General features: G+C 44.5%; 18 protein-coding genes. 7 read left to right on the top strand and 11 right to left on the bottom strand.

The features are described 5' to 3' along the window. Positions 1-19 precede the first annotated feature (19 nt). The 3 genes from ACFI6L_RS10595 to ACFI6L_RS10585 form a co-directional block, all read right to left on the bottom strand. Entirely contained in the window at positions 20-2,497 is a 2,478-nt protein-coding gene (locus ACFI6L_RS10595) for a glycogen/starch/alpha-glucan phosphorylase (protein ID WP_014949036.1), read from the bottom strand. A gap of 217 nt (positions 2,498-2,714) precedes the next feature. Beyond that, positions 2,715-4,367 (bottom strand): phosphoglucomutase (alpha-D-glucose-1,6-bisphosphate-dependent), encoded by a 1,653-nt coding sequence (pgm, locus tag ACFI6L_RS10590; RefSeq protein ID WP_462573946.1) that lies wholly within the window; start codon positions 4,365-4,367, stop codon positions 2,715-2,717. A gap of 47 nt (positions 4,368-4,414) precedes the next feature. After that, positions 4,415-5,200: a SeqA protein gene (locus ACFI6L_RS10585; RefSeq protein ID WP_462573945.1), complete on the bottom strand. Its 786-nt coding sequence runs from the start codon at positions 5,198-5,200 to the stop codon at positions 4,415-4,417. A gap of 500 nt (positions 5,201-5,700) precedes the next feature. Here ACFI6L_RS10585 and ACFI6L_RS10580 point away from each other — a divergent pair, with 500 nt between their 5' ends. From ACFI6L_RS10580 to cynS, 6 genes are all read left to right on the top strand, one after another. Next, complete coding sequence (locus ACFI6L_RS10580) at positions 5,701-6,648, top strand: AAA family ATPase (RefSeq protein ID WP_462573944.1); 948 nt, start codon at positions 5,701-5,703, stop codon at positions 6,646-6,648. 36 nt (positions 6,649-6,684) lie between these two features. Then, positions 6,685-7,818: a DUF58 domain-containing protein gene (locus ACFI6L_RS10575; protein WP_101564051.1), complete on the top strand. Its 1,134-nt coding sequence runs from the start codon at positions 6,685-6,687 to the stop codon at positions 7,816-7,818. Beyond that, the gene (locus ACFI6L_RS10570) at positions 7,815-9,881 is read left to right on the top strand and encodes a transglutaminase TgpA family protein (protein WP_462573943.1); all 2,067 of its coding nucleotides are present in this window, start codon (positions 7,815-7,817) and stop codon (positions 9,879-9,881) included. Before ACFI6L_RS10575 ends, ACFI6L_RS10570 begins: the two co-directional genes overlap by 4 nt. 441 nt (positions 9,882-10,322) lie before the next feature. Next, positions 10,323-11,171, top strand: coding sequence for a formate/nitrite transporter family protein (locus tag ACFI6L_RS10565; RefSeq protein WP_014949030.1), 849 nt, complete (start codon positions 10,323-10,325; stop codon positions 11,169-11,171). A 126-nt stretch (positions 11,172-11,297) separates the two neighbouring features. Then, complete coding sequence (locus ACFI6L_RS10560; protein WP_462573941.1) at positions 11,298-13,208, top strand: protein kinase domain-containing protein; 1,911 nt, start codon at positions 11,298-11,300, stop codon at positions 13,206-13,208. A gap of 18 nt (positions 13,209-13,226) precedes the next feature. Then, a complete protein-coding gene (gene cynS / locus ACFI6L_RS10555) occupies positions 13,227-13,676 on the top strand; it encodes a cyanase (protein WP_014949029.1) in 450 nt (149 codons plus the stop codon). A gap of 113 nt (positions 13,677-13,789) precedes the next feature. Here cynS and fusA read toward each other — a convergent pair whose 3' ends face one another. The 5 genes from fusA to ACFI6L_RS10530 form a co-directional block, all read right to left on the bottom strand. Further along, entirely contained in the window at positions 13,790-15,877 is a 2,088-nt protein-coding gene (gene fusA, locus ACFI6L_RS10550; RefSeq protein WP_061485411.1) for an elongation factor G, read from the bottom strand. A 183-nt stretch (positions 15,878-16,060) separates the two neighbouring features. Beyond that, positions 16,061-17,158, bottom strand: coding sequence for a 23S rRNA (cytidine(2498)-2'-O)-methyltransferase RlmM (rlmM, locus tag ACFI6L_RS10545; protein ID WP_462573940.1), 1,098 nt, complete (start codon positions 17,156-17,158; stop codon positions 16,061-16,063). Then, positions 17,151-17,618, bottom strand: coding sequence for a DUF423 domain-containing protein (locus ACFI6L_RS10540; protein ID WP_462573939.1), 468 nt, complete (start codon positions 17,616-17,618; stop codon positions 17,151-17,153). Before ACFI6L_RS10540 ends, rlmM begins: the two co-directional genes overlap by 8 nt. 35 nt (positions 17,619-17,653) lie before the next feature. Further along, entirely contained in the window at positions 17,654-18,346 is a 693-nt protein-coding gene (locus ACFI6L_RS10535) for an alpha/beta family hydrolase (RefSeq protein WP_338853378.1), read from the bottom strand. A 1-nt stretch (position 18,347) separates the two neighbouring features. Continuing rightward, entirely contained in the window at positions 18,348-19,250 is a 903-nt protein-coding gene (locus ACFI6L_RS10530; RefSeq protein WP_014949024.1) for a transcriptional regulator GcvA, read from the bottom strand. 216 nt (positions 19,251-19,466) lie between these two features. Between ACFI6L_RS10530 and ACFI6L_RS10525 the strand changes: the two genes are divergently transcribed. After that, on the top strand, positions 19,467-19,745 hold the full coding sequence (locus ACFI6L_RS10525) for a hypothetical protein (protein WP_014949023.1): 279 nt from the start codon (positions 19,467-19,469) through the stop codon (positions 19,743-19,745). Positions 19,746-19,807: 62 nt separating this feature from the next. Here the strand turns inward: ACFI6L_RS10525 and kdsA are convergent, their stop codons facing one another. The 3 genes from kdsA to ACFI6L_RS10510 form a co-directional block, all read right to left on the bottom strand. Further along, entirely contained in the window at positions 19,808-20,662 is an 855-nt protein-coding gene (gene kdsA / locus ACFI6L_RS10520) for a 3-deoxy-8-phosphooctulonate synthase (RefSeq protein ID WP_014949022.1), read from the bottom strand. 20 nt (positions 20,663-20,682) lie between these two features. After that, a complete protein-coding gene (locus ACFI6L_RS10515; protein WP_462573938.1) occupies positions 20,683-21,054 on the bottom strand; it encodes a SirB2 family protein in 372 nt (123 codons plus the stop codon). 232 nt (positions 21,055-21,286) lie between these two features. Further along, positions 21,287-22,849 (bottom strand): DUF3369 domain-containing protein, encoded by a 1,563-nt coding sequence (locus tag ACFI6L_RS10510; protein WP_462573937.1) that lies wholly within the window; start codon positions 22,847-22,849, stop codon positions 21,287-21,289. Positions 22,850-23,214: the final 365 nt, after the last annotated feature.

The raw sequence follows: 23,214 nt of genomic DNA, 5'->3' as shown, positions 1-23,214 counted from the left end.
TTTCTTTACGGTTCTGCGATTAGCTTTCAATCTTACACGGTGAAAGTTTCCAAACGCGTTCTACGTAGTCACGAATTGAACGATCTGAGGTAAATTTACCCATCTTCGCTGTATTGATGATTGCCATTTCTGCCCAACGCTCTTTGTCGCGGTATGCAGCATCAACTGCAATTTGTGCATCAGAATAAGCACGGAAATCTGCAAGCACCATGTACGGGTCACCGTTATCAAGTAAGCTTTGCTTAATTGACACCAATGCACCTGGTTTACCTGGCGTAAAGTAATCCGTTTCTAACCAATCCAGCACAGCTTTAATTTCTGGATCTTTATAGTAGTAGTCATGTGGGTTATAGCCATTCGCTTTAAGCTCGTTCACTTCTTCTACTGTAAGTCCGAAGATAAAGATGTTGTCATCGCCCACTTCTTCAGCAATTTCAACGTTTGCACCATCAAGTGTACCAATAGTTACCGCACCGTTCAGTGCAAGCTTCATATTACCGGTTCCTGATGCCTCTTTACCTGCCGTACTGATTTGCTCAGATACGTCTGCCGCTGGAATCATTTTTTCAGCGAGTGATACACGGTAGTTTGGTAAGAATGCTACTTTAATCTTGTTATTTACGCGCGGATCGTTGTTGATCTTATCCGCTACCTTGTTAATAGCGAAGATAATATCTTTCGCAAGCTTGTAGCCCGGTGCCGCTTTAGCACCAAACACAAATACACGCGGGTGCATATCGTAATCAGGGTTTTCTAGAATACGACGGTATAACGCCATAATATTCAGAAGCGCTAAGTGTTGACGCTTATACTCGTGCAAACGCTTAATCTGCACATCGAAAATGGCGTTAACGTCTACTTCTATATCAAGTGACTTGCGAATTTCCTCTGCTAGCAACTCTTTGTTCTCAAGCTTCACTTTCATGAACTGCTTCTGGAACGTTTTATTGCTCGCAAATTTAGCTAACCCTTGCAGTTTGTCTAAGTCGCGTGGCCAGTCTTCACCAATCTTTTTATCGATTAGCTTAGACAGCGCTGGGTTACACGCTTTCAACCAGCGGCGTGGTGTAATACCGTTGGTTACGTTAGTTAGCTTACCTGGATATAGTTCATCGAACTCTGGGAACAGAGACGACTTAACAAGACGAGAGTGCATTTCTGCCACACCGTTAACGGCAAATGAACCGATTACCGACAGGTGGCCCATACGAACCATCTTCTCGTTACCTTCTTCAATGATTGAAAGCTTAGCTTTCATGGCATTGTCGCCAGGCCACTTCTTATCAACCTCTGCCATAAAGCGGTGGTTAATTTCATAAATGATTTCTAGATGACGAGGAAGGATCTTCTCAATCATGCGCGCAGGCCACTTTTCAAGTGCCTCTGGTAGCAAGGTGTGGTTGGTATATGCAAATACTTTTGTACAAATCCCCCACGCTTCATCCCAGCCAAGCTCTGCGCGGTCAACAAGAATGCGCATTAGCTCTGGTATCGAAATAGCTGGGTGCGTGTCGTTTAGCTGAATAACAACCTGATCGGCGAAACGGCTCCAATCGTCACCATGAGCACGCTTGTAACGACGGATAATGTCTTTAAGCGAGCACGAGCAGAAGAAGTACTGCTGAATAAGGCGAAGCTCTTTACCCGCTTCGGTCTCATCGTTTGGATAAAGTACTTTTGAAATCGTTTCAGCTGATACATTTTCACGCTGTGCATCAACATAACCACCCGCATTGAATACGTCCCAATTGAAGTAGTCAGACGCTTCTGACTGCCACAAGCGTAATACGTTTACGGTTTTACCTTCATAACCTACAACAGGAATATCCCATGGCACACCTTTTACAATTGAGCCAGGGTGCCACTCTTTAAGCACACGTCCGTTGTCGCCGTATTTAGTCTCTACATAGCCGTAAAGCGATACTTCTTGAATAGATTCTGGACGGCAAATTTCCCATGGATTGCCGTAGTCACGCCAGCTGTCTGGACGCTCGATTTGCGCACCGCTTTTAATTTCTTGGCGGAACAAACCGTGCTCGTAGTGAATACCATAACCTATGGCAGGTAATTCCATGGTTGCTAGTGAGTCGATGAAGCAAGCCGCTAGTCGGCCAAGACCGCCATTCCCAAGCGCCATATCAGGCTCTTCTTCAAGAATGTCTGAAATCTCAACACCTAGCTCTTTCAGCGCACCACTCGCTACATCGAACAAGCCAAAGTTTTGCAGGTTGTTTGAAAGCAAACGGCCCATTAGGAATTCAGCAGAGAAGTAATGAACGGCGCGGGTGTCGTTCAGGTAATGACTTTTCTGGGTTTTGCGCAACCCTTCAAGTACTTGTTCTTGAATTGCAGCACACGTTGCTTTCCACCAAGCGTGATTGTTTGCTTTGTTTTCGTCGGTGCCTAGCGTGCAGTGTAAGTGTTTAATAACCGCTGCTTTGAATGCAGCCTTATCGATCACTGGAGAGGGTTGCGTCTTGGTCGCTTTTGCGTTCATTTTGCGTCTCACTCTTAAGTAGAAGCGGTGTTTACACACCGAAAACGTAATTTAATTACAGAATAACTTCAGAATATGACAGCAATATAGCAGCGCTTAAACGATTATGTTGTAATAATTTTGTTAAAATAACAAAAAATCGCATGAATTCGTATGCATTCATGCGATTTTTAACAATTAATTTACAAAAGGAATTTAAAGTGATTTATTTTTGTACTTATTTAATTATTTTTCCGACTAAGGCTTCGGCTTCAGCAATTAGATCCTGTAAGTGGCTTTCACCGTTAAAGCTTTCCGCATAAATTTTATAAATTTGTTCGGTGCCAGAAGGACGCGCTGCAAACCAGCCATTTTCTGTCGATACTTTAACGCCACCAATTGCCGCGTTATTACCTGGCGCATGGGTTTGAACGGCAGTGATAGGCTCGCCCGCCAACGTATCGCTAGTGACGACAGATGCATCCATCGCCGAAAGCTTTTGCTTCTGTTCAAGTGTTGCTGCCACGTCAACACGGCTGTAAACCGGCGCTGCAAATTTTTCCGTTAGCGCTTTGTAGTGCTCGCCAGGATCTTTGCCCGTGATGGCTAGGATTTCAGCTGCCAGCAAACAAAGAATAAAGCCGTCTTTGTCTGTCGCCCACGTGCTTCCATTGCGTTCAAGGAAAATTCCACCAGCACTTTCTTCACCCGCAAAACCAATAGTGCTGTTTGATAAACCATCAACAAACCATTTAAAGCCTACCGGCATTTCAGCCAAAGGTTTACCTAAACTGTTGGCTACGCGGTCAATCATACTGCTAGACACCAGTGTTTTACCGATATTTAAATCGCTAGGCCATTCTGGACGGTGGGTATAAAGGTAGTTAATAGCCACGGCCAAATAATGGTTTGGGTTCATAAGGCCCGCACTTTTGCACACAATACCGTGACGATCGAAGTCAGGATCATTGCCCCAAGCTAAGTCAAAGTTATCTTTCAGCTCGATAAGCCCTGCCATCGCATAGGCAGACGAACAATCCATGCGAAGCTTACCGTCTTTGTCGCGGCGCATAAAACCAAACTGTGGGTCAACCGCGTCGTTAACAACGGTAATGTCCAAGCCATATTTATCTGCAATTCGCGACCAATAACCTATGCCTGCACCACCTAATGGGTCAGTACCTAACTTCAAGTTAGCTTTTGCAATCGCTTCCATGTCGATAACGCTTGCAAGGTCTTCAATGTAAGGTTCCATGAAGTCTTCTTCACGAACCAATTTGCGCGCGGTAGCTTGACGAATATCGATACGCTTAACGTTTTTATTGCCATCGGCAATTAATTCATTAGCGCGTTCTTGAATTTGTTTGGTTACATCACTATCGGCAGGTCCACCATGAGGCGGGTTGTACTTAAATCCACCGTCTGAAGGAGGGTTATGAGAAGGCGTAATGACAATACCATCTGCCTTGTCGGTGTTACCTGCGCGATTGTAGCGAATAATAGTACGTGAAATAACAGGTGTCGGCGTATAGCCCATGCTTTCATTGTCTGCGCGCTGCACGACAACATTGACACCGTTTGCACACAAAACTTCGATAGCGGTAATCATGGCAGGCTCAGATAACGCGTGGGTATCTTTACCAACGAACAGCGGACCGTCGATACCTTCTTGTTTACGATACTCTACCAATGCTTGGCAAATTGCACTGATGTGGGTGTCGGTAAACGTAGCGTTGGAAGCTGTACCTCTGTGACCTGACGTGCCAAAAGAGACCGCTTGACCCGGGTCATTCATATCCGGTTTATAGCTGTAATACTGACTCACTAACTGGGGTACGTTAATGAGTTGCTCTTTTGCTGCATGCTGTCCAGCCTGCGGATGTAATGCCATGAAAAAAATCCTTATTTAGAAGTTTCGTTGTTCTATACCTTGGCTTGCTATTTACCTTCTGAAGAGAAACGCGCAATCACGGTTTCAATAACATCGGGTTGATAGCCTAAGTTACGCAAAACTTGTTCCAGCATATTCGTTTTCTTGGCAGTATTGTTATTTGTTACCACCCAGAACGGGCTATCAGGGATAGCTTTAGGATTAGTACTGCTGCCGTTTTCCAACAATGCCGCCTTACTTGTCGCAAAGTACGTACGGTTTTTACCTTTTATACTTTCAACACGAGTAAAGTTTTCTGCATTAAGCTTGTGCGCTGCACTTAAAACAAACAGGAATTGATCAACGCGCTTGGTAAATGTGCCTAATGCATCTTTTGACACCGCTTCAAGAATGTCTCTTTTCGAATGAGATTCTGTTGCTGGCGTTACTGAAGAAACTTCCGAAACCTTTTTAGCTGCCCTTGAGCTCGCAGGCGCTTTTGCTGCCGTTGCTTTAGCTGGAGCTTTCTTCGCTGCAGCCTTTGGCGCTGCTTTAACTGCTGAACTGGCTGTCGCTTTAGTAGGCGCTTTGGTTTGTACTTTAGTCGCCACTTGAGTTTCAACTTCGGGTGTTGCCTCACTTGCGTTATCTGCGGTTTCTACAACGTCTGTACTTTTTAGTTCGCTTGTTTTTACAGATGTAGATGAAGCCCCACCATGCTGGACACCATGGGACACGGCACCGTCTTCAGGCAAAAGTAAACGTCTTAAAATTTGTGATGCACTCTCACCAATATGCTTCGTTTGGCTGGCGATGAAGGCATATAAATCGTCATCTATTTCAATGCTTTTCATAACTACTTCCTTTTTAAGAGGCACCATTATAGACAACACAGATAAACTACGCAGCACTTAATAACAGATGTTTTGCGGGAATCTATGCTAATAAGGTAAGAAAGTGACGTTTTACAGCTTCCCGTTCCGTCGTATTTGCTGTCGATAAAGTCCATGTAAGCCGTTTTTACTTTTTCAAAAATAGACGTCGCCTTAACAACATTAAGAATATAGGAGAAACAACTCAACGAACCATCAAGTCGCTGATATACCTGCGTATAAAATTTAACAGGTAATTCAATAGAAAGCCTTTCACTATCGTTGCTATTATTAAGAAGTAGTGACCTTCGAAACACCGCATTGTCGGCACTCGTTACCGTTCGCTAAACACGTAAACTAGAACATGAACTCAGACATGAACTTAAACATCATTGCGCAACATCCTTAGAAAAGCCTGAATCGCTTTCTCACTGTTTAATACGTAGTGTGACAGAGTAACTTTAAACTTAAGTGACAATCATATGCGCCAAGATATCATTAACGTACAGCGGGCTCTTAGTCAGAAAATTATTGGTAAAGATCACCAATTAAAACTCGCAATAACTTGTTTACTTGCCAATGGCCACTTATTAATTGAAGACTTACCGGGAATGGGTAAAACCACCCTTTCTCATGCGCTTTCCCAAGTTTTTGGCCTACAATATTCTCGCATTCAATTTACTTCTGACTTACTCCCATCAGATATGTTGGGCGTAAACATTTTCCATAGTAATGAACAAGACGAGGCAAAGCGCTTTTCGTTTAGACACGGCCCTATTTTTAGCCAAGTGGTGTTAGCGGACGAGCTAAACAGAGCCAGTCCCAAAACACAAAGCGCCCTGTTAGAAGCGATGGAAGAGCGACAAGTAAGTATAGATGGTGTAACCCACGCGCTACCCTCTCCATTTTTTGTTATTGCTACACAAAACCCAAGCTATCAATCGGGCACTTATCCCTTGCCAGAGTCCCAACTCGACCGTTTCTTTATGCGTATCTCTTTGGGCTATCCAGCGTGGGAGGCAGAAAAAGCCATGCTATTGCAACAGGATGTATCAGCACCGCTTGCACAAATATTAAATGAGGAGAATTTGCGCGAAATGCAACGAGAGGTAGCCGCTATTCATACCAGCGATGCCATTATTCATTACATTCTAAGATTGGTGAGTGAAAGTCGAGAAAGTAATGATTACCCTAACCCCCTATCGCCACGAGCGAGTAGAGCGATACTACAAGGTGCCAAAGGCTGGGCGTTTGTTTCCGGAAAATCATATGTTACTCCCGAAGATGTACAGGCCGTCTTCGTGGCCATTACCGCTCATAGGCTAACATTGTCTTCACATCAGTTGGCACAAGGGCAGCAAACCCATGCTTTTGACGGTGAAAAACTGAGCCAGAAATTACTCGATAGTATTGACCCACTGGCAGCCTAGCATTCATGAATTTTCGGAGCGCTAAAGGTGCGTAGAATGCCAGCTTCACTTTCGAATTACCTACAACGTAGGCTATTAAAGTGGTTAGACAGGCGAGTTCCGGCTTCTCACGAACATCACCTCAACTTAAACAGTATTTTTATATTGCCGAGCGGATTCGGTTGGTCTTTTATTATTCTATCGCTGTGTTTGTTTTTACTTGGCACTAACTACCAAAACAACTTGATGTTGCTGCTTAGCTATTTGTGCTTAAGCATTATGCTATTAACGCTGTTTTACACTCATCAAAACTTTGCGCGTTTAGCGCTTAAAGCGACGCCCCCCAGTCCATTTCACTGTAACTTACAGGGTGAATTGCAGCTTCAGGTTATCCCTCACGCGGCAGCGCCAACGAAAACGTGCAATGGTGTATTAGCAATAAAGTGGCTAAATACAGCGCGCCCCATGGAAACCGCTGTTCATGCAAGCAATCAAGACACCTCAGTGGATCAGCAGACGTACAGCTTTTCTTTAAACGACAATGAAGTTACGGATACAAGACAAACGCAAACCCTCAGCGTGCCTCTTCCAATACCAGTACGGGGGCGATTTGCACTGGGCAGACTAACCATTGCATGCGATTTTCCGTTGGGATTATACAAATGCTGGACCCACCTCGATTTTGACCAACAGGTTACTGTCTATGCAAAACCTCAAGAAGGTCCGGTCACTGTTAATAAGGTAGCGAGTTCTAATGAGTCGGATAGCGTCAGTCAGGTTAACGACCTTACAAGTAACGAGGACTTCTACGCATTAAACGATTACGAAGTTGGACAGCCGCTTAATCGCGTATCGTGGAAGCATGTGGCGAAAAACGGAAATTGGGTTTCGAAATCCTTTACCTCCTTGCAAAGCGACAGTTTTGTACTTTCAGTTCCCTCAAACATCGATGTGGAAACTGCCGTGTCGGCACTTACCTATGCAACATTGTCTTGGACAGGCGCAGACCGGGTATTTGGAATACAGTACAAAGGGCTTAACATTGCCCCTGCTCGCGGGGTAAAACATAGGCACGAATGTCTTAGTGCACTTGCTTGTTTGAATTCGCATTCATCACAAGCTTCTTCAACCTCAAATAAAACGGTCTCAATATCTTCCATAAAGAGTGAAAGAGCGAGGTCAACGAAATGAACTCCGCTATCTTAAGCCGTTTATCACAATTAACCGTTGTTAAAAGCGTGTTTAGCCAACCAACGTCCGTGGCTGTGCTTATGCTCTGCATAGCTTTCTCTCTTATTCTTTTTTCTCTTACCGCGCCACTTATGACATGGGTAATTATGCTAGGTGGATGTGCTGTGATAGTGAGGGCCGCAGGCCTTAGTGCGTTGAATAGTTTGCCAACATCACGCACGGTTAACTTGCTGGCGATATTGGCAGTGTTCGCATTATCGTGGTTCGGCTTTTCAGTAGGATTGCTTGATAGCATGATCAACCTATTGACCGTCGCTTGCGCGCTCAAAATCATGCTGGTTGAGAAAAAACGAGATTTTCACTTAATTGTATGTACCTGTTTGTTCTTGATCGGCTGCGGATTTATCTCGTCTCTAAGCGTATTTGCGTGGATTGGCTATACAGGAATACTGGCCCTGCTGCTATTCGCGACTGCCATTTATCACGGTGCAGGAATACCCAAATCAAAAAGCATTAAATTCGTGACCGTGCTTATTGTCCAAGCTTTCCCTATCGCGCTGCTACTGTTTTTACTGCTTCCCCAACTCCCTCCGCTTTGGCAGATGCCCACGTCAAAGTCGACTGAAACCGGGCTTTCTGACACGGTGACGCCTGGTGATATTGCGTCACTTGCAAGTTCATCTGAATTGGCTTTCAGCGCCACATTTGAAAACGCAGAAGCAGTCCCTGTTGCACCGTCCAGGTATTGGCGCGCTATGACCTTAGAACATTTTGACGGGAAAACCTGGTCTATTAGCGACAAGCGCAAACAGGCAGAGCAGCAGCTAGCTTACATGGGCAAGCCAACACCCTTGTCAGCTCTGGCCGAGGAAAATACGCCTCAAGTGATAAGTTATGAATTGATCGTGGAACCCACACAGCAAACGTGGCTGTTTGCGTTAGCGCCTTCGACCCCCAACAACCGCGAGAACAGTATTTTCGTAAGAAGTCTTTTTGATTTTACGTTAAGGGCGAATAGCCCAATATCCAGTAAAAAAGCGTTTTATCTGCGCTACTATCCAACTGCTCAAATCACTAGCGGAATAGGAAATTTTGAATCGCAACTAAACCTTCAGGTTTCCATGAATGGCAACCCTCAAGCCAGAGCATGGGGACAGAGACTTGCCAAACAATACTCAAGCGCACAGCAAATAGTTAGCGCACTAATGCGTGAATTTAATCAAGGGGGCTTCCGCTACACCCTATCGCCGAACGCCATGCCTACCGACCCCATCGACCGTTTTTTATTTGAAGAACGCTCAGGTTTTTGTGCCCATTACGCAGGCGCCATGGTGTATGTGCTTCGCGCCGCAGGGGTACCGGCAAGAATGGTGACAGGCTACCAGGGCGGAAGCGCACTTAATGACAATGTGCTTCAAATAAGGCAGTACGATGCACATGCGTGGGTGGAAGCTTTTATTGATGGTGTGTGGATTCGACACGACCCAACGAGTATGGTGGCACCGTCACGCTTAACCTTCGGGCTTGAACGTGCGCTGGAAGAGCTTGGGGAGTCTCGTAAAGCCAGTATTTTGGGCGACCTTAGCAACGCTGCTATTTTTGCAACATTACAAAGCTGGTTTCAACAGCTCGATTACTCGTGGAGTAAATGGGTACTGGGCTTTGACAATACTGCGCAAACCAACATGCTTGAAGAATTACTAGGCTCGCTAACGCCGCAAAAAATGCGAGTTGTTTTTCTTTCCGCCATTGGCCTAATTGGGCTTATTTTAGCACTTTATTTTTTACCCAAAACGCATCGCAACACACTATCGCCCTCACACAGAGTTCTACTAAACGCAATAAAATGCGTTGAAGCTAAAACAGGAAAAGAAAGAGGGAATAAAACCTTGTCCGCCTTTATGAGTGAAGTTAACCCTTTGATAAACGAAGATGCTACCAAGGCACTAACACTTCTGTGTGAACTATTTGAGCATGAAGAATACGCACATCGAACACAAGAGACAAAAGTTTATCCAGCCATGAAGCGTCAGTTAAAAATGTTAAAACAGGCATTAAAGTAGGAAATGGTTAAACCGGTTGCACCTTAAACACTCACACTCCCCCCCTTTTTAGTGCAGACTAATTAATAGTGCCTTGGCGCGAGCGTCTATCAACACAGCCATGAATTTATACAAAGCATTGTTTTTAAAAGCAATAAATAACGCATTTACATACATTTTGGTTATTGGCACTTTTTTAGCTTTGTACAAATGGATAACAAAAGTACGAAGGCGCTTATACAAGTATTAGTTGCCAACGGGCTTTAGAGTACAAAGGCGTACACATAACCGACGGTTTATTTGTTAGCTACCACAATGCATGAGTTTCGGACAAAGGCGTCCCCAGTTCTTTCTTACGAGAGCGCTGCGGACGCCTTTTTTTGATCTTCTGGAACGCATTGAAACAGTAAACGCCAACACACAGATGACAACTTATTAATAACGACAACGTGAGGTGAAACCATGGCTTATCTTCTCCCCGCTGAGTTTGCAACCAAGATGGTAGATGCAGGCGAAGCCAAAATTTATATGTCTACACGAGATACTCTAATTCGCGCTTATATGGCAGGTGCAATATTGGCCCTAGCCGCTGTTTTTGCCGTTACCATTGCCGTTCAAACCGGCGTGTTTCTTCTTGGCGCAGTGTTATTCCCAGTGGGCTTTTGTATGCTCTACCTTATGGGGTTTGACCTATTAACCGGCGTGTTTGTACTTACCCCACTCGCTTGGCTTGCACAGCGACCTGGCGTCACGCCAAAACAAATTCTACGAAATTGGGGATTAGTATTTTTAGGTAACTTTGGCGGCGCATTAACCGTGGCCTTTATGATGTCGTTTATTTTTACCATGGGGTATAACGTGGATGGCGGTGCCATCGCGACTAAGGTAGCCAGCATTGGCGAAGCTCGTACATTGGGCTACGCAGAACACGGCGTTGCAGGCTGGTTCACCATTTTTATTCGCGGCATGTTGTGTAACTGGATGGTGTCGCTAGGCGTAGTGGGTGCAATGATTTCAACTCACGTTAGCGGAAAAGTACTAGCCATGTGGATGCCAATCATGCTGTTCTTCTTTATGGGTTTTGAGCACTCAGTAGTAAACATGTTCCTTTTCCCATTTGGCCTTATTATGGGCGGCGACTTCTCGGTTATGGACTACTTCATTTGGAACGAGATCCCAACTGCACTTGGAAATCTTGTTGGTGGCCTCGCCTTTACTGGACTAACCCTGTACACCACCCACGTTAAGACGCTACCCAAACGTACTATCCCTGTTGATAAAGCCGCTGCATCGCAAACACTGCCTATTTAATTAAGGCGCTTATCTTAAAGCCATCATGCCTTGTCCCTACAAGACACGTCATGATGGCGTTATCCGTTTCCTTGGAAATAACTAATTGGGCTCATAATTAAATATGCAGGTAAGAAGCAATTAAACATGAATGAGCGAGCCGCGTTAAACGCCCCAATTAACCCACCAGCTAACACGCTCAGTGTAAGTGCATTTTCTACAGCCGGCGTTAAAGCGATAAACCAAGATGCATACGCTTTTCATGTTTCTGATAACCCAGATCAAAGCAGCGTTTTTGTTATCGCCGACGGTGTAAGTAGCAGTACGGTTAGCCAAGTTGCTAGCGACTTTGCTACCAGTCAGTTTATTAAACTGTTTAATATGGCGCCGGAACAATGGTCGGTTAAGACGCGCGCTGAAACCATTATTAAAGAGATAAACGCGCTGCTTTACACACGTACGCAAAGAAGTCCCTTCTGCTATACACCAGAAAAAGGTTATGTGTGCACGTTAACAGTGGCGGTGGTAACAGGCAATCACATGGATGTATTTCATGTGGGGGATTGTCAAATTCAGGCTATTTCTAAGAACGCACAGTCGCCTGTCTTACTCACAAAACCTCATCGTAAAGTATCGGAAAGTGAGCCTTCGCAGAGTTATCTTACTAAAGCATTAGGCGTTCAAGCACATATAGACATCGACCACACAACACTCACCCTCAACTCATCGAGCACGTTTTCGATAAGTAGCGACGGGGTTTATGAGTTTGTTTCGCTACCCACCATTCTTATGAAAATCAGTGAGGCCGATACGCTTTCTGAAAACCAAGCTGCGTTGGTAGTACATGAGGCATTTACTAGAGGAAGCGATGACAACCTCACCTTACTTCTCGTAAAGGTTCTTGTAGCTAGCCATGATGGCCTAGACGATCACAGACACCCACTGTATACAGGCGTTTCAACTTCACCCCATTCATCTGTACTTAACAGGTCATTGGGCGACCAACTGATAACCAATTCTGAGGTTTCTGATGCTGCGATTCATTACTCAAATCAGCAGTCTGATGAACAAGTATGCGAAGACTCTGCTGCCGCAAACTTCAAAACGGGTGATGATGTTGATGGACTGAAGCTAGAACGACAGCTTTATACGTCGGCCCGAAGCCATGTCTTTATTGCCACCAGTTCGTCTTGTGAAGCTACGCACACAAAAAGCCCTGTGGTTGTAAAAACGCCGGCTACCGATTTTACCCTATCACCAGAAATGATTAATGGGTTCCTAATAGAGAGCTGGTTTTCGAGACGGATTAATTCGGCACACGTTATTAAAAGCCCAACGTTTACTGATTTGGGTTTACCGTACTCTCCTTCTGCTTTTTACAGCGTAAGTGAATATGTACAAGGTCAAACGCTAGCTCAATGGGCTGTTGATAATCCTACGCCGCCATTAGAGCAAGTTAGAAATATAATCGAGCAGGTTGGTAAAGGTTTACAGGCAATGCACCGTCAGGGCATTGTTCATAGGGATATACGCCCCGACAATATTATTATTAGCGAACAAGGGCAGTGTACAATTATAGATTTGGGTTCAGCAGCCTTAGCCGATGCCCCAAGCCTCTATAGTGACACACCTATTCCTGGCGCTGCACTTTTTTCCGCACCTGAATACTTTTTAGGAAATGTTGGCACAGAGCGCTCTGATCTGTTCTCCTTAGCCGTACTCACCTACTATCTTTTGTGCGGGCGTTACCCCTATGGCACAAAGCTCGCTCACTGTCGCACGCTGGCCGAGCAGAAAAAGTTAAAATACCAAACCGCACTGGCTCCTAATCGACCAATACCTAATTGGGTTGATAGCGCCCTTAAACGTGCTTTGCATGTGAACCCTGATAAGCGATTTTCTTCACTATCTGAGTTTCTTTTTTCGCTTCGCTACCCAAATCCATCACAACATACGGCGTACGAGCCGTTAGTAAAACGACACCCTCTTTTTGTGTACAAGGTGCTAATACTGGCACTTATTTTTAGCAATCTAGTTACGCTCATTTTGTTTAACTAACCCTTTAAGGAAATGTAAATGATTACATCGAGAACCCAAGTTACCGACATGATCCAGTCAGCCAAAATTTTAAAAGGCATAAAGTGGAGCCAGATTGCCGAAGTTGTTGGTCAATCAAAAGAATGGAGTACAGCAGCTTGCTTAGGACAAATGGCCATGACAAAACAGCAAGCTGAAGCCGTGGGTGAGTTACTTGAGCTTACCGACGAAGCGATTGCCTGGCTTCAAATCGTGCCTTACAAAGGCTCGTTACCCACAGAAGTCCCTACCGACCCACTTATTTACCGCTGGTATGAATTAGTGAGTGTGTATGGCACTACATTAAAGGAATTAATTCATGAAGAGTTTGGCGACGGCATCATGAGTGCCATTGATTTTTCTATGGATTTACAGCGCGAAAACGATCCTAAAGGTGACCGTGTCAGCGTAGTTATGTCAGGTAAGTTTCTGCCATATAAGATGTACTAAACGTATTTCAGGATGGGACACTCGACATAAAAAAAGCCGGTCATGCGACCGGCTTTTTAGTATTTCTTGAAGCGTAAGCTAACCCAAGGTCAGCTTACGTTCGCAAAGGCTAATTACTTAGCAGCTTTACGTGCTTTTGCTTCTTCAATTACTTTGTCAGCTACGTTCTGAGGACATGCTGAGTAGTGGCTGAATTCCATAGAGAACTGACCACGACCAGATGTAATAGTACGTAAGTGACCGATGTAACCAAACATCTCAGATAGAGGTACGTCAGCCTTGATACGAACGCCAGTAGCGCCAGCTTCTTGGTCTTTGATCATACCACGACGACGGTTAAGGTCACCGATTACGTCACCAACGTTGTCTTCTGGGCTGAATACGTCAACTTTCATCACAGGCTCAAGAATTTGAGGACCTGCTTTTGGCATTGACTGACGGAATGCACCTTTCGCTGCAATTTCGAACGCGATTGCTGATGAGTCAACTGCGTGGAAACCACCGTCGAATAGCTCAACTTCAACGTCTAGTACTGGGTAGCCCGCTAGAGGACCTACTTCCATCATACCTGCAAAACCTTTTTCGATTGCAGGGAAGAATTCTTTAGGAACGTTACCGCCCACAACAGTAGATGTGAACTTGAAGCCAGAGTTAGTTTCGCCCGGACGGATGCGGTAATCAATCTTACCGAACTGACCAGAACCACCAGACTGCTTCTTGTGCGTGTAGCTGTCTTCAACTGCTTGTGTGATAGTTTCACGGTAAGCAACTTGAGGTTGACCAACTTCTAGCTCAACGCCGTAAGTACGCTTCAAGATGTCTACTTTGATATCTAGGTGAAGCTCACCCATACCTTTAAGGATGGTTTCGCCAGAATCTTCGTCAGTTTCAACTTGGAAAGATGGGTCTTCTGCTACTAGTTTACCGATAGCGATAGACATCTTTTCGTTAGCGCCTTTGTCTTTTGGCTTAACAGCAATCGAGATTACTGGCTCAGGGAAGATCATTGGCTCTAGTGTACATGGGTGCTTAGGATCACATAGTGTGTGACCAGTTTGAACGTTCTTCATACCAACAACAGCTAGGATGTCACCTGCTTGTGCTGAAGTAAGTTCAGTACGTTCATCAGCGTGCATCTCAACCATACGGCCGATACGCTCAGTTTTACCCGTTGCGCTGTTAAGAATAGTGTCGCCTTTGTTTAGCTTACCAGAGTAGATACGGATAAACGTAAGGGCACCGAAACGGTCGTCCATGATTTTGAACGCAAGTGCACGGAACGGCTCGTCAACAGATACTGTTGCAACTTCACCAGTAGGCTCACCCGTTTCTTCGTCAGTTAGATCTTGTGGATCAACTTCTGTTGGAGAAGGTAGGAAGTCTACAACCGCGTCAAGAACTAGCTGAATACCTTTGTTCTTAAATGCAGAACCACAGTATGTTGGGAAGAACGCTAGGTCACGAGTACCTTTACGGATACAACGCTTGATGTCTTCTAGAGACGGCTCTTCACCATCCATGTAAGCCATCATTAGGTCGTCATCTTGCTCAACAGCAGTTTCGATTAGTTGCTCACGGTACTCGTTAGCCTTATCAACCATATCTGCTGGGATATCTACAACTTCGTAGTTTTCAGGAAGACCTGAATCGTCCCAGATGTACGCTTTCATATCTAGAAGGTTAACAACACCTGTAAACTCGTCTTCGATACCGATTGGAAGCGTCATTACTAGTGGGTTAGCAGCAAGTACTTTCTTAACTTGGCCAACTACACGGTAAAAGTCTGCACCCATACGGTCTAGTTTGTTTACGAAGATTACACGCGCAACTTCTGATTCGTTAGCATAACGCCAGTTAGTTTCTGACTGAGGCTCAACACCGCCAGAACCACAGAATACACCGATACCGCCGTCTAGTACTTTAAGTGAACGATATACTTCAACTGTAAAGTCAACGTGTCCCGGAGTATCGATGATGTTCATGCGATGATCTTTCCAGAAACAGGTTGTTGCCGCTGACTGGATGGTAATACCACGCTCAGCTTCCTGCTCCATGAAGTCAGTTGTTGATTCACCATCGTGAACCTCACCAGTTTTATGGATTTTACCAGTAAGCTTCAAGATACGTTCTGTTGTGGTAGTTTTACCCGCGTCTACGTGGGCGAAAATACCAATGTTTCTGTAATGAGATAAGTCTGACATTAGTTCACTTTCATTGGTTCAGAGTAAAAAAACGGCCGGATTATAAAGGATTTCTATACCAGATTTACACCTTTTTTAGCATAAACCTTAAATTCGTTTGCTAAAATCCGCGCCACCATTAATTCTTTTCTTTAAGTATCAACAACTTATTAATTAATGACACTTTTTTGAAAAATAACAAAATCACACCTCATCTTTTGAAGTGCGAACAATTGTTACTGTAACTTCATCTCTGTCGTGGTAGAGATGCCTCACCTTCACCGCAAATGCATCTTCCAAGGCATTTAATCGGCCTCTTAGCAACGTCATGGCTTCAACTACAGTTTCATAACGTTGTTTCATAGGTAACTTTAAATTGAATATTGCGTGCGTTGCCCAGTGCTTAACTAACCAATCACCCATCAATTTAGCTACCCTATCGGGTTGCTCTATCATATCACATACCAGCAAATCTACACGACCAAATTGTGGTCGATAGGTAAACCCGTCTGCCGCGTGATGTTCAACCAAGCCCGTGTTCATTAAACTATCGGCTACAAGTCCATTGTCGATAGCTTCAACATACATTCCGCGCTTCACTAGCTGATATGTCCAACCACCCGGGCATGCACCTAGGTCCACGGCACGTCCACCGCTTCGAAGTACCTTAGCCTGCTGTTTGTCGCTCAGCATATTCACTAAAGCATCTTCAAGTTTAAGCGTCGAGCGGCTCGGCGCATCACTTGGGAACTTTAACCGGCAAATACCCAAGTGATCGCCACTAGCATGACTGGGTAATGTATAGCCAATATGGCAAATCTCAAATGACTCAAAGAAAATATGTAGCTTTGGTTTACCTAAGTTTTCCTTTGCGGTGAGCCATCCCGCCTTTCTTAGGGCTTGGCGAAGAGGAACCGTAAACTTCCGGCAGAACTTTGCGAGGGTTTTACCTTCTTCTGTATCTGGGTATTCGACGTCTATGGCGCCAAAAATTTGAAATGGTTTTTCTACCTCTTTTAGGGCTTCAAGCACTTGCCCTACTCTGTCTTCTTTTTCTATATCGGTAAGAGTGGCAAAAACTGCCACCAGCTGACGAGGAAAAATACTGTCGTGAACAGCAAACTGAGTAATGGTTTGCTCTAGCTGCGAGCCATCATATAAGTGATAAAGTACAAAGCCACTGTTCTTCTTCGACACTGGGTAGCCATAACATTGGGCTTCACCATATCGAGATGTAAGTTCGTTAGCCGTATCGTTTTCATACCCAGGTCGGCAATAACCCAAAATACTGGTGTTAGACATTACCTTTCCCCGGCGTGTGGTGAGCTTTGTTCTGCTCTTCTTTTTGTTTCTTATTTAAATCATGACCTTTTATCAGTCCAATCACTAACAACACCCATCCAATAATAAAGAACATGCCACCCAAAGGGGTTATCGGGCCAAACCATTTTATGCTGCTTATTCCTAGCGCGTATAAACTTCCACTAAACAACACAGTTCCGGTAACGAAACAAAACGCTACCCGATTAGCCCACGTCGATGAGATAACGCCTGACAGCGCAGGTAAAAGCAGCAAGGCTAATGCGTGATACATTTGATAACGCACGCCAATTTCAAAGGTGTTGAGCTGCTGTGCAGTTAACACGCTTTTTAATCCATGTGCGCCGAACGCACCTAATATGACCGAAAGGCCCGCTAGCAATGCGCCTGCAATAAGATAAGGTTTAGCAACGGTGGCAAACCCAAGTTTTTCAGTTTTCATTAAATTAGTCTTTCGCTCTGATTTCTAATTCATCATTAATTATTTAAATGGGCTTCAATAAAAGAAGCGGTAAGCGTGGCAGCGGTAACAATATGTTCTTCCTGCGTTTTGCCACTTGCTTTGCGAGGCTTAAAACTGTGATCGCCGTCGTCTAAATAGGCGCATTCAATCTCTGTAGATAATACGCTGCGCTTTTTGTAATCCTCTACTTCGCTCTTTGTACCAAAGGTATCTCGTTCTCCCTGAATAATAAGCAAAGGCTTAGACGCCGTTTGCAGATGGTCGGTGCGTGTTTTTTCTGGCTTACCAGGAGGATGGAACGGATAGCCCAGCGCTATCGCGCCTTTTACATTGCTCACCGCTTCGTACACCATGGTCGCCATACGCCCGCCCATCGACTTTCCACCGATGAACACAGGCAAGTTATGCAAGGCTTTGTTATCTTTGCTGCAGGTTTCAATCACCGCAGTAAAATGTGACATAAGTTTATCGGCTTTATCGGGAGGCCTACGCTTACCGGTAGCTTTTATGGTTTGCATATAGGGAAAGTTAAAAAGAACGGTTGATATACCTCTAGCAACAAGTTCCTTCGCAATGTCTTGCATGAACTCATGCTCCTTACCGGCGCCGGCTCCATGGCCTAGTATCAAACACGCTAAGGGCTTATCGGCTTCATGCAATTCAATGTCAAAACTAGGCTGCTCAGCAATGGTGTTCAACTTAGTCATATTACAACAAGTCCTCTTGTTCAGCTTCGACCAGCGCTAAGATCCAGTCTCTAAATGCCGCAATCTTACCGAGTTCAGCCTGTGATTCCTCACACACGAGATAAAACGCATCGCGACTCTCCACTCGTTCTTCAAACGGCATAACTAGCCTTCCCGCTTCAATTTCCGGCCTTGCAAGTACCGTGTTACCCAACGCAATGCCTTGACCGAGTGCAGCGGCTTGCAAAACTAGCATGGAGTGACTAAAAACCGGTCCTTGGTTAACGTTTACGCCAACCACACCTACATGCTTCAACCAATTTTTCCATGCAGTACGGCTTAAGTCGTGAAGCAACACGTGGTGCCGTAAGTCAGACAGGCTGGATAAAGGTTTGGGGCCTTGAAAAAGCATTGGAGAGCAAAGCGGAGTAAGAAACTCTCGATGTAGCTGGTCGGCTTGAAGACCAGCCCAACGACCTTTACCGTAATATATCGCAACGTCTACATCGTCTTCTAAGAAGCCTTCATCGAAATCAACTGCCTTGATGCGTACGTCGATGTCTGGATGCGCCAAACTAAACTTATGAATACGGGGTACCAGCCATTGGCTCGCAAAGCTGGGCGGCATCGCTACCGTGATAGCACCTTTACTGCCCTTCGCAAGTAGCCTTTCTGTCGCATCTTGTAAGTTTTTGAAGATATCTTTTAGCTCAAGAAAATAAGCTTGACCTTCTTCGGTTAGAAGCAGGGTTCTATTTCTTCGAAGAAATAGCTTCATCGATAAGAAATCTTCAAGCGCTTTTATCTGGTGGCTAACGGCAGCTTGCGTAACAAACAGCTCATCGGCAGCCTTAGTAAAGCTCAAATGGCGAGCAGCCGCTTCAAACGATTTCAAGGCGTTGAGAGGGGGTAAACGTCGATGCATATATCGTTTTTAATCCAGTGTGACCGAAGCATGACAAATTCATTAGTTTTTCTAATGACAACCCATACTTTTACTCGTTTTATTTTTCACCACCCACTGACTATAATTTACCCGAAATTAAAAAAGAACTTTTAATTTCAGCATTTTATGATGAACATTTGTTAAACATTTTAACATTCATCAACAATTATTTAATTATTTTTATTAGGTGTGAAAATGAAAAAATTACTTTTAGCTAGTGTTTCTGTAATGGCTTTTGTAAGCGCTGCTGCAAATGCTAACGCACAACCAGAAAAGATCAATCTACAATCGTTAATCAACACAGCAATGACCAGCGTAAAAATGGCCGAAGTACTGCCAGAAAACGATGCGCACATTGTTGTGAAAAAGCAGTCTAAAGCGATTTTAGCTGAAGAGACGCAAGTTCAGCTTCACAAGAACTTATTAGCAATGACAAAAGGTGAAGAGCGCGTAAACGTTTCTGAAGCGGAATAAGCAACTCACACACCTGATACGCATGCCGGTGCTTGCACCGGCATACGCCATCAAATACTAGCTTAGGTATTACTTGTATCTAACGCGTCAAAACCTTTCACCAATTCATCTAGTGCTTTCATCTGCTGCAAGTAAGGCTCTAATTTTGCCAACGGCAGTGCGCAAGGCCCATCACATAGTGCTTCATCAGGATTAGGATGCGCTTCTATAAATAGCCCTGCCAAACCTAATGCCATACCACTTCTGGCCAACTGTGCAGCTTGCGCTCTACGACCATCTGCAGACGTCGCACGGCCACCCGGCATTTGAAGTGCGTGAGTCGCATCAAATATTACTGGGGCATATTCTTTCATTGCGTCCATGCCAAGCATGTCCACAACTAAATTGTTATATCCAAAGCAGCTACCACGCTCACAAAGAATAACCTTATCGTTCCCCGCTTCGCCTAGTTTTCCTATGATGTGACGCATTTCATGCGGTGCTAAGAATTGAGGCTTTTTCACATTGATAACGCTACCGGTTTTTGCCATTGCAACCACAAGGTCGGTTTGGCGCGCCAAGAAAGCAGGCAGTTGAATTACATCCACCACTTCAGCTACGGGAGCTGCTTGGTGCGGTTCGTGCACATCAGTGATAAGCGGAACGTTAAAGGTCGACTTAATTTCTTCAAAAATACGCAACCCTTCTTCCATGCCAGGCCCACGGTAAGAAGTCACAGATGAACGGTTCGCTTTATCAAACGAGGCTTTAAAAACGTACGGAATATTGAGCTTTTGCGTTACTTCAACATAGTGTTCTGCAATACGCATAGCGAGATCGCGAGACTCAAGTACGTTCATTCCACCGAACAGAACAAACGGCAAGTGGTTGGCAACGTCAACGTTACCTACATTAATAATCTGTTGAGATTCAGACATTATCTATTTCCAATTAAATCTTAAAAAAGAGGTTGTTTGGTTACAGCAACCATAGCCGTTGCCATAAGCACAACAAGCGCTGCTACGAAAATGCTCCATTTGCCTAACGCTGTTTTGGCTTTTTTCAATGCAAACAATCCAAACACTATGTACAGCACCACGCCCACAACTTTAAATGTGAGCCATGCATTAACTAAAGGATATTGAGATAAAATAATGCATAGCCAAATTGCGCTGGCTAATAGCACGGTATCAATGATATGAGGGAGAATTTTAACCCATTTTTTGCTAAGTGCTGTAGCGTCGAATTGACTCCATATAAAGCGAAAGACAAAAAATAATATGCTCAAGCCAACGGCGGTCATGTGAAGGTGTTTAGCCATCATGTACATAATGTGTTCCTGTTCTTATTAGATAGTAAGGCTGCTTCTGGTTACTTTATCACAGGTGTTAATTGAGCCGATTTAGTTTTACAGCAATGCAAAATTCAACAGACTCAGAATACGAGTAGCAGACTCAAAAAAACAGGTGCATGTAGCACCTGCCTTGGTTTTAATTATGGCGCCTGTTTAAAGGCTGTTATTGTAACGTATTACAGTACGTAAATAACGGAGAAATAAATCATTATGCGTCAGGGAATTGAGCTTGAATTGCCATAAAGGCCGGAAGGTCATTTAGCATACACTGAACTAAATCAGGGTCGAAGTGCTTGCCACTTTCCTCTTTCAATACGGCTTCAACCTTATCAATTGTCCACGCTGGCTTATACGGCCTTGCGTTTAACAGTGCATCAAACACATCAACTAACGTGGCAACACGGCTTTTTATATCAATTTCTTCGCCTTTAAGCCCGTCTGGATATCCCTTTCCATCCCAGCGTTCGTGATGCTGCTTTGCTAACATTGCTGCAAGTTGGATAGTGGGCCGGCTTGAATCTCGCAAAATCTGGTAACCAAATTCAGCATGCTGACGTATTTTAAATACTTCCTCTTCGGTTAACGGCGTCGTTTTGTGCAAAATAGATTTAGGCACTATAGACGTCCCAATATCATGGAGTGGCACGGCAAGGCGTAATGCGTGGATGTCTTGCTCGTTCAGCCCAACCTTTTCTGCCAACAGTTGCGCCATTTCAACCATTCTTGTGAGATTATTTGATGCATTTGACTCATGCTCTAACGCTCGACCTAAACGCTCAATTATTTCTTTCTGCGTCGCTTCAACATCTACGGTTTTAAGTACGTTGTCAAAAGCAAGCTGAACACTGTCTGAAAAGCGTTTTACCAGATGACGATCACTTTCCCCTATTCGTCTCGGCAATCCTGACAAGTACAAGAGTGCGCCATTGTGGCTTTTACTGTTGCAATAAGCCACAACGTGATCTTCTGCATAAACAATTTGCTTATCGCGCATGGCTCTTGCGCACAGGGCATATTCTTGTGCGCTAATCGCGTCTTTTAAAGGCACCCCTTCCTTACTGGCGTACTCACCGTTGCCAGCAAAAACATATAGTTCGTCGTCACCCAGTTTGTTGTTGCTGGTATTAATAGTACGCGATGTGGTTGCCACCGCTGTAGTAATGTAGGCTGCATCCTTTGAACAGCCCAGAATAGATGCCAGCTGTTGAATGATGCCCTGCATGAACTTTTCGAGGGAACGGGAGGAAAATAAATCCACAGACGCATCTATAATTTTTTCAAGGCCGCGTCTATTTTCTTCGATAACGATAATATCTCGATATGAGCGGAGCGCTGCAATGATAACAGTAAAAAGTTTTTGCGCGGTCAGTTCGGTTTTCGACTTGTAGTCGTTGATGTCGTAATTAATGATGACATCTTTTTCAGGGGCTTGGCCAGGTTGACCAGTACGCAAAATAATACGCGTGAAATGATTGTCTAATTCGTTACGAACATACTCCGCCACTTTAAGACCGGCGTCATCAGTCTCCATAACAACATCAAGTAACACAACGGCGATATCATCATGGGTTTTGAAAATGGCCTTCGCTTCCTCTCCGCTATAGGCACTAACAAACTCAAGGGTTTTGCCATTTAAACTAAAGTCATTTAGCGCCAGCTTGGTAACGGCGTGTACTTCGGGTTCATCATCAACAATGAGTACTTTCCAGCTACCCAGATCATCTACTTCATTTTCATCGTCATCTTCTGCGAAAAGAAAGTCATCATTCATCTGGTACGTCCTGTAGTGTAAGAGATTGTTCAATACCAATCCGCATAGATAATTGCCCATTCAGAAGGCGCTGGCAAGTTTCCTAGCAAAGCGTGGGAATGCAGGAATGGCTGTTCCCTTTTAAATTCCCAGAATGCAGCTAGGAAGCTTGCCAGACCTTCCCGAAGGGCGAGTTTAAAATGTCCGTACTCTTTGTTGTGTCACCTTGATGTAGAACCACTATAACTACGGTAACACGCCGCGATTACGAACATTTTAACTCTCGCTGAGTGGGTAATTATCTATGCAGATTGGTATATTCTAGCGCTTTTTGAGGTCTTACAACCGCTTAATAGATACTAATGTAAAACAAAATATAAGCAAGT

This window comes from Alteromonas sp. G4i35, from assembly GCF_054960375.1.
The sequence above is the reverse complement of the archived record's forward strand: the minus strand, read 5'-3'. Positions and strand labels throughout refer to the sequence as shown.

Coding starts and splice junctions, on each gene's coding strand:
- ACFI6L_RS10570 (WP_462573943.1), top strand. CDS start 7,815: ATGAACTCCGCTATCTTAAGCCGTTTATCACAATTAACCGTTGTTAAA.
- ACFI6L_RS10595 (WP_014949036.1), bottom strand. CDS start 2,497: ATGAACGCAAAAGCGACCAAGACGCAACCCTCTCCAGTGATCGATAAG.
- ACFI6L_RS10575 (WP_101564051.1), top strand. CDS start 6,685: ATGCCAGCTTCACTTTCGAATTACCTACAACGTAGGCTATTAAAGTGG.
- ACFI6L_RS10540 (WP_462573939.1), bottom strand. CDS start 17,618: ATGAAAACTGAAAAACTTGGGTTTGCCACCGTTGCTAAACCTTATCTT.
- ACFI6L_RS10510 (WP_462573937.1), bottom strand. CDS start 22,849: ATGAATGATGACTTTCTTTTCGCAGAAGATGACGATGAAAATGAAGTA.
- cynS (WP_014949029.1), top strand. CDS start 13,227: ATGATTACATCGAGAACCCAAGTTACCGACATGATCCAGTCAGCCAAA.
- ACFI6L_RS10535 (WP_338853378.1), bottom strand. CDS start 18,346: ATGACTAAGTTGAACACCATTGCTGAGCAGCCTAGTTTTGACATTGAA.
- ACFI6L_RS10585 (WP_462573945.1), bottom strand. CDS start 5,200: ATGAAAAGCATTGAAATAGATGACGATTTATATGCCTTCATCGCCAGC.
- fusA (WP_061485411.1), bottom strand. CDS start 15,877: ATGTCAGACTTATCTCATTACAGAAACATTGGTATTTTCGCCCACGTA.
- ACFI6L_RS10530 (WP_014949024.1), bottom strand. CDS start 19,250: ATGCATCGACGTTTACCCCCTCTCAACGCCTTGAAATCGTTTGAAGCG.
- ACFI6L_RS10580 (WP_462573944.1), top strand. CDS start 5,701: ATGCGCCAAGATATCATTAACGTACAGCGGGCTCTTAGTCAGAAAATT.
- ACFI6L_RS10515 (WP_462573938.1), bottom strand. CDS start 21,054: ATGTACATGATGGCTAAACACCTTCACATGACCGCCGTTGGCTTGAGC.
- rlmM (WP_462573940.1), bottom strand. CDS start 17,158: ATGTCTAACACCAGTATTTTGGGTTATTGCCGACCTGGGTATGAAAAC.
- ACFI6L_RS10525 (WP_014949023.1), top strand. CDS start 19,467: ATGAAAAAATTACTTTTAGCTAGTGTTTCTGTAATGGCTTTTGTAAGC.
- kdsA (WP_014949022.1), bottom strand. CDS start 20,662: ATGTCTGAATCTCAACAGATTATTAATGTAGGTAACGTTGACGTTGCC.
- ACFI6L_RS10565 (WP_014949030.1), top strand. CDS start 10,323: ATGGCTTATCTTCTCCCCGCTGAGTTTGCAACCAAGATGGTAGATGCA.
- pgm (WP_462573946.1), bottom strand. CDS start 4,367: ATGGCATTACATCCGCAGGCTGGACAGCATGCAGCAAAAGAGCAACTC.
- ACFI6L_RS10560 (WP_462573941.1), top strand. CDS start 11,298: ATGAATGAGCGAGCCGCGTTAAACGCCCCAATTAACCCACCAGCTAAC.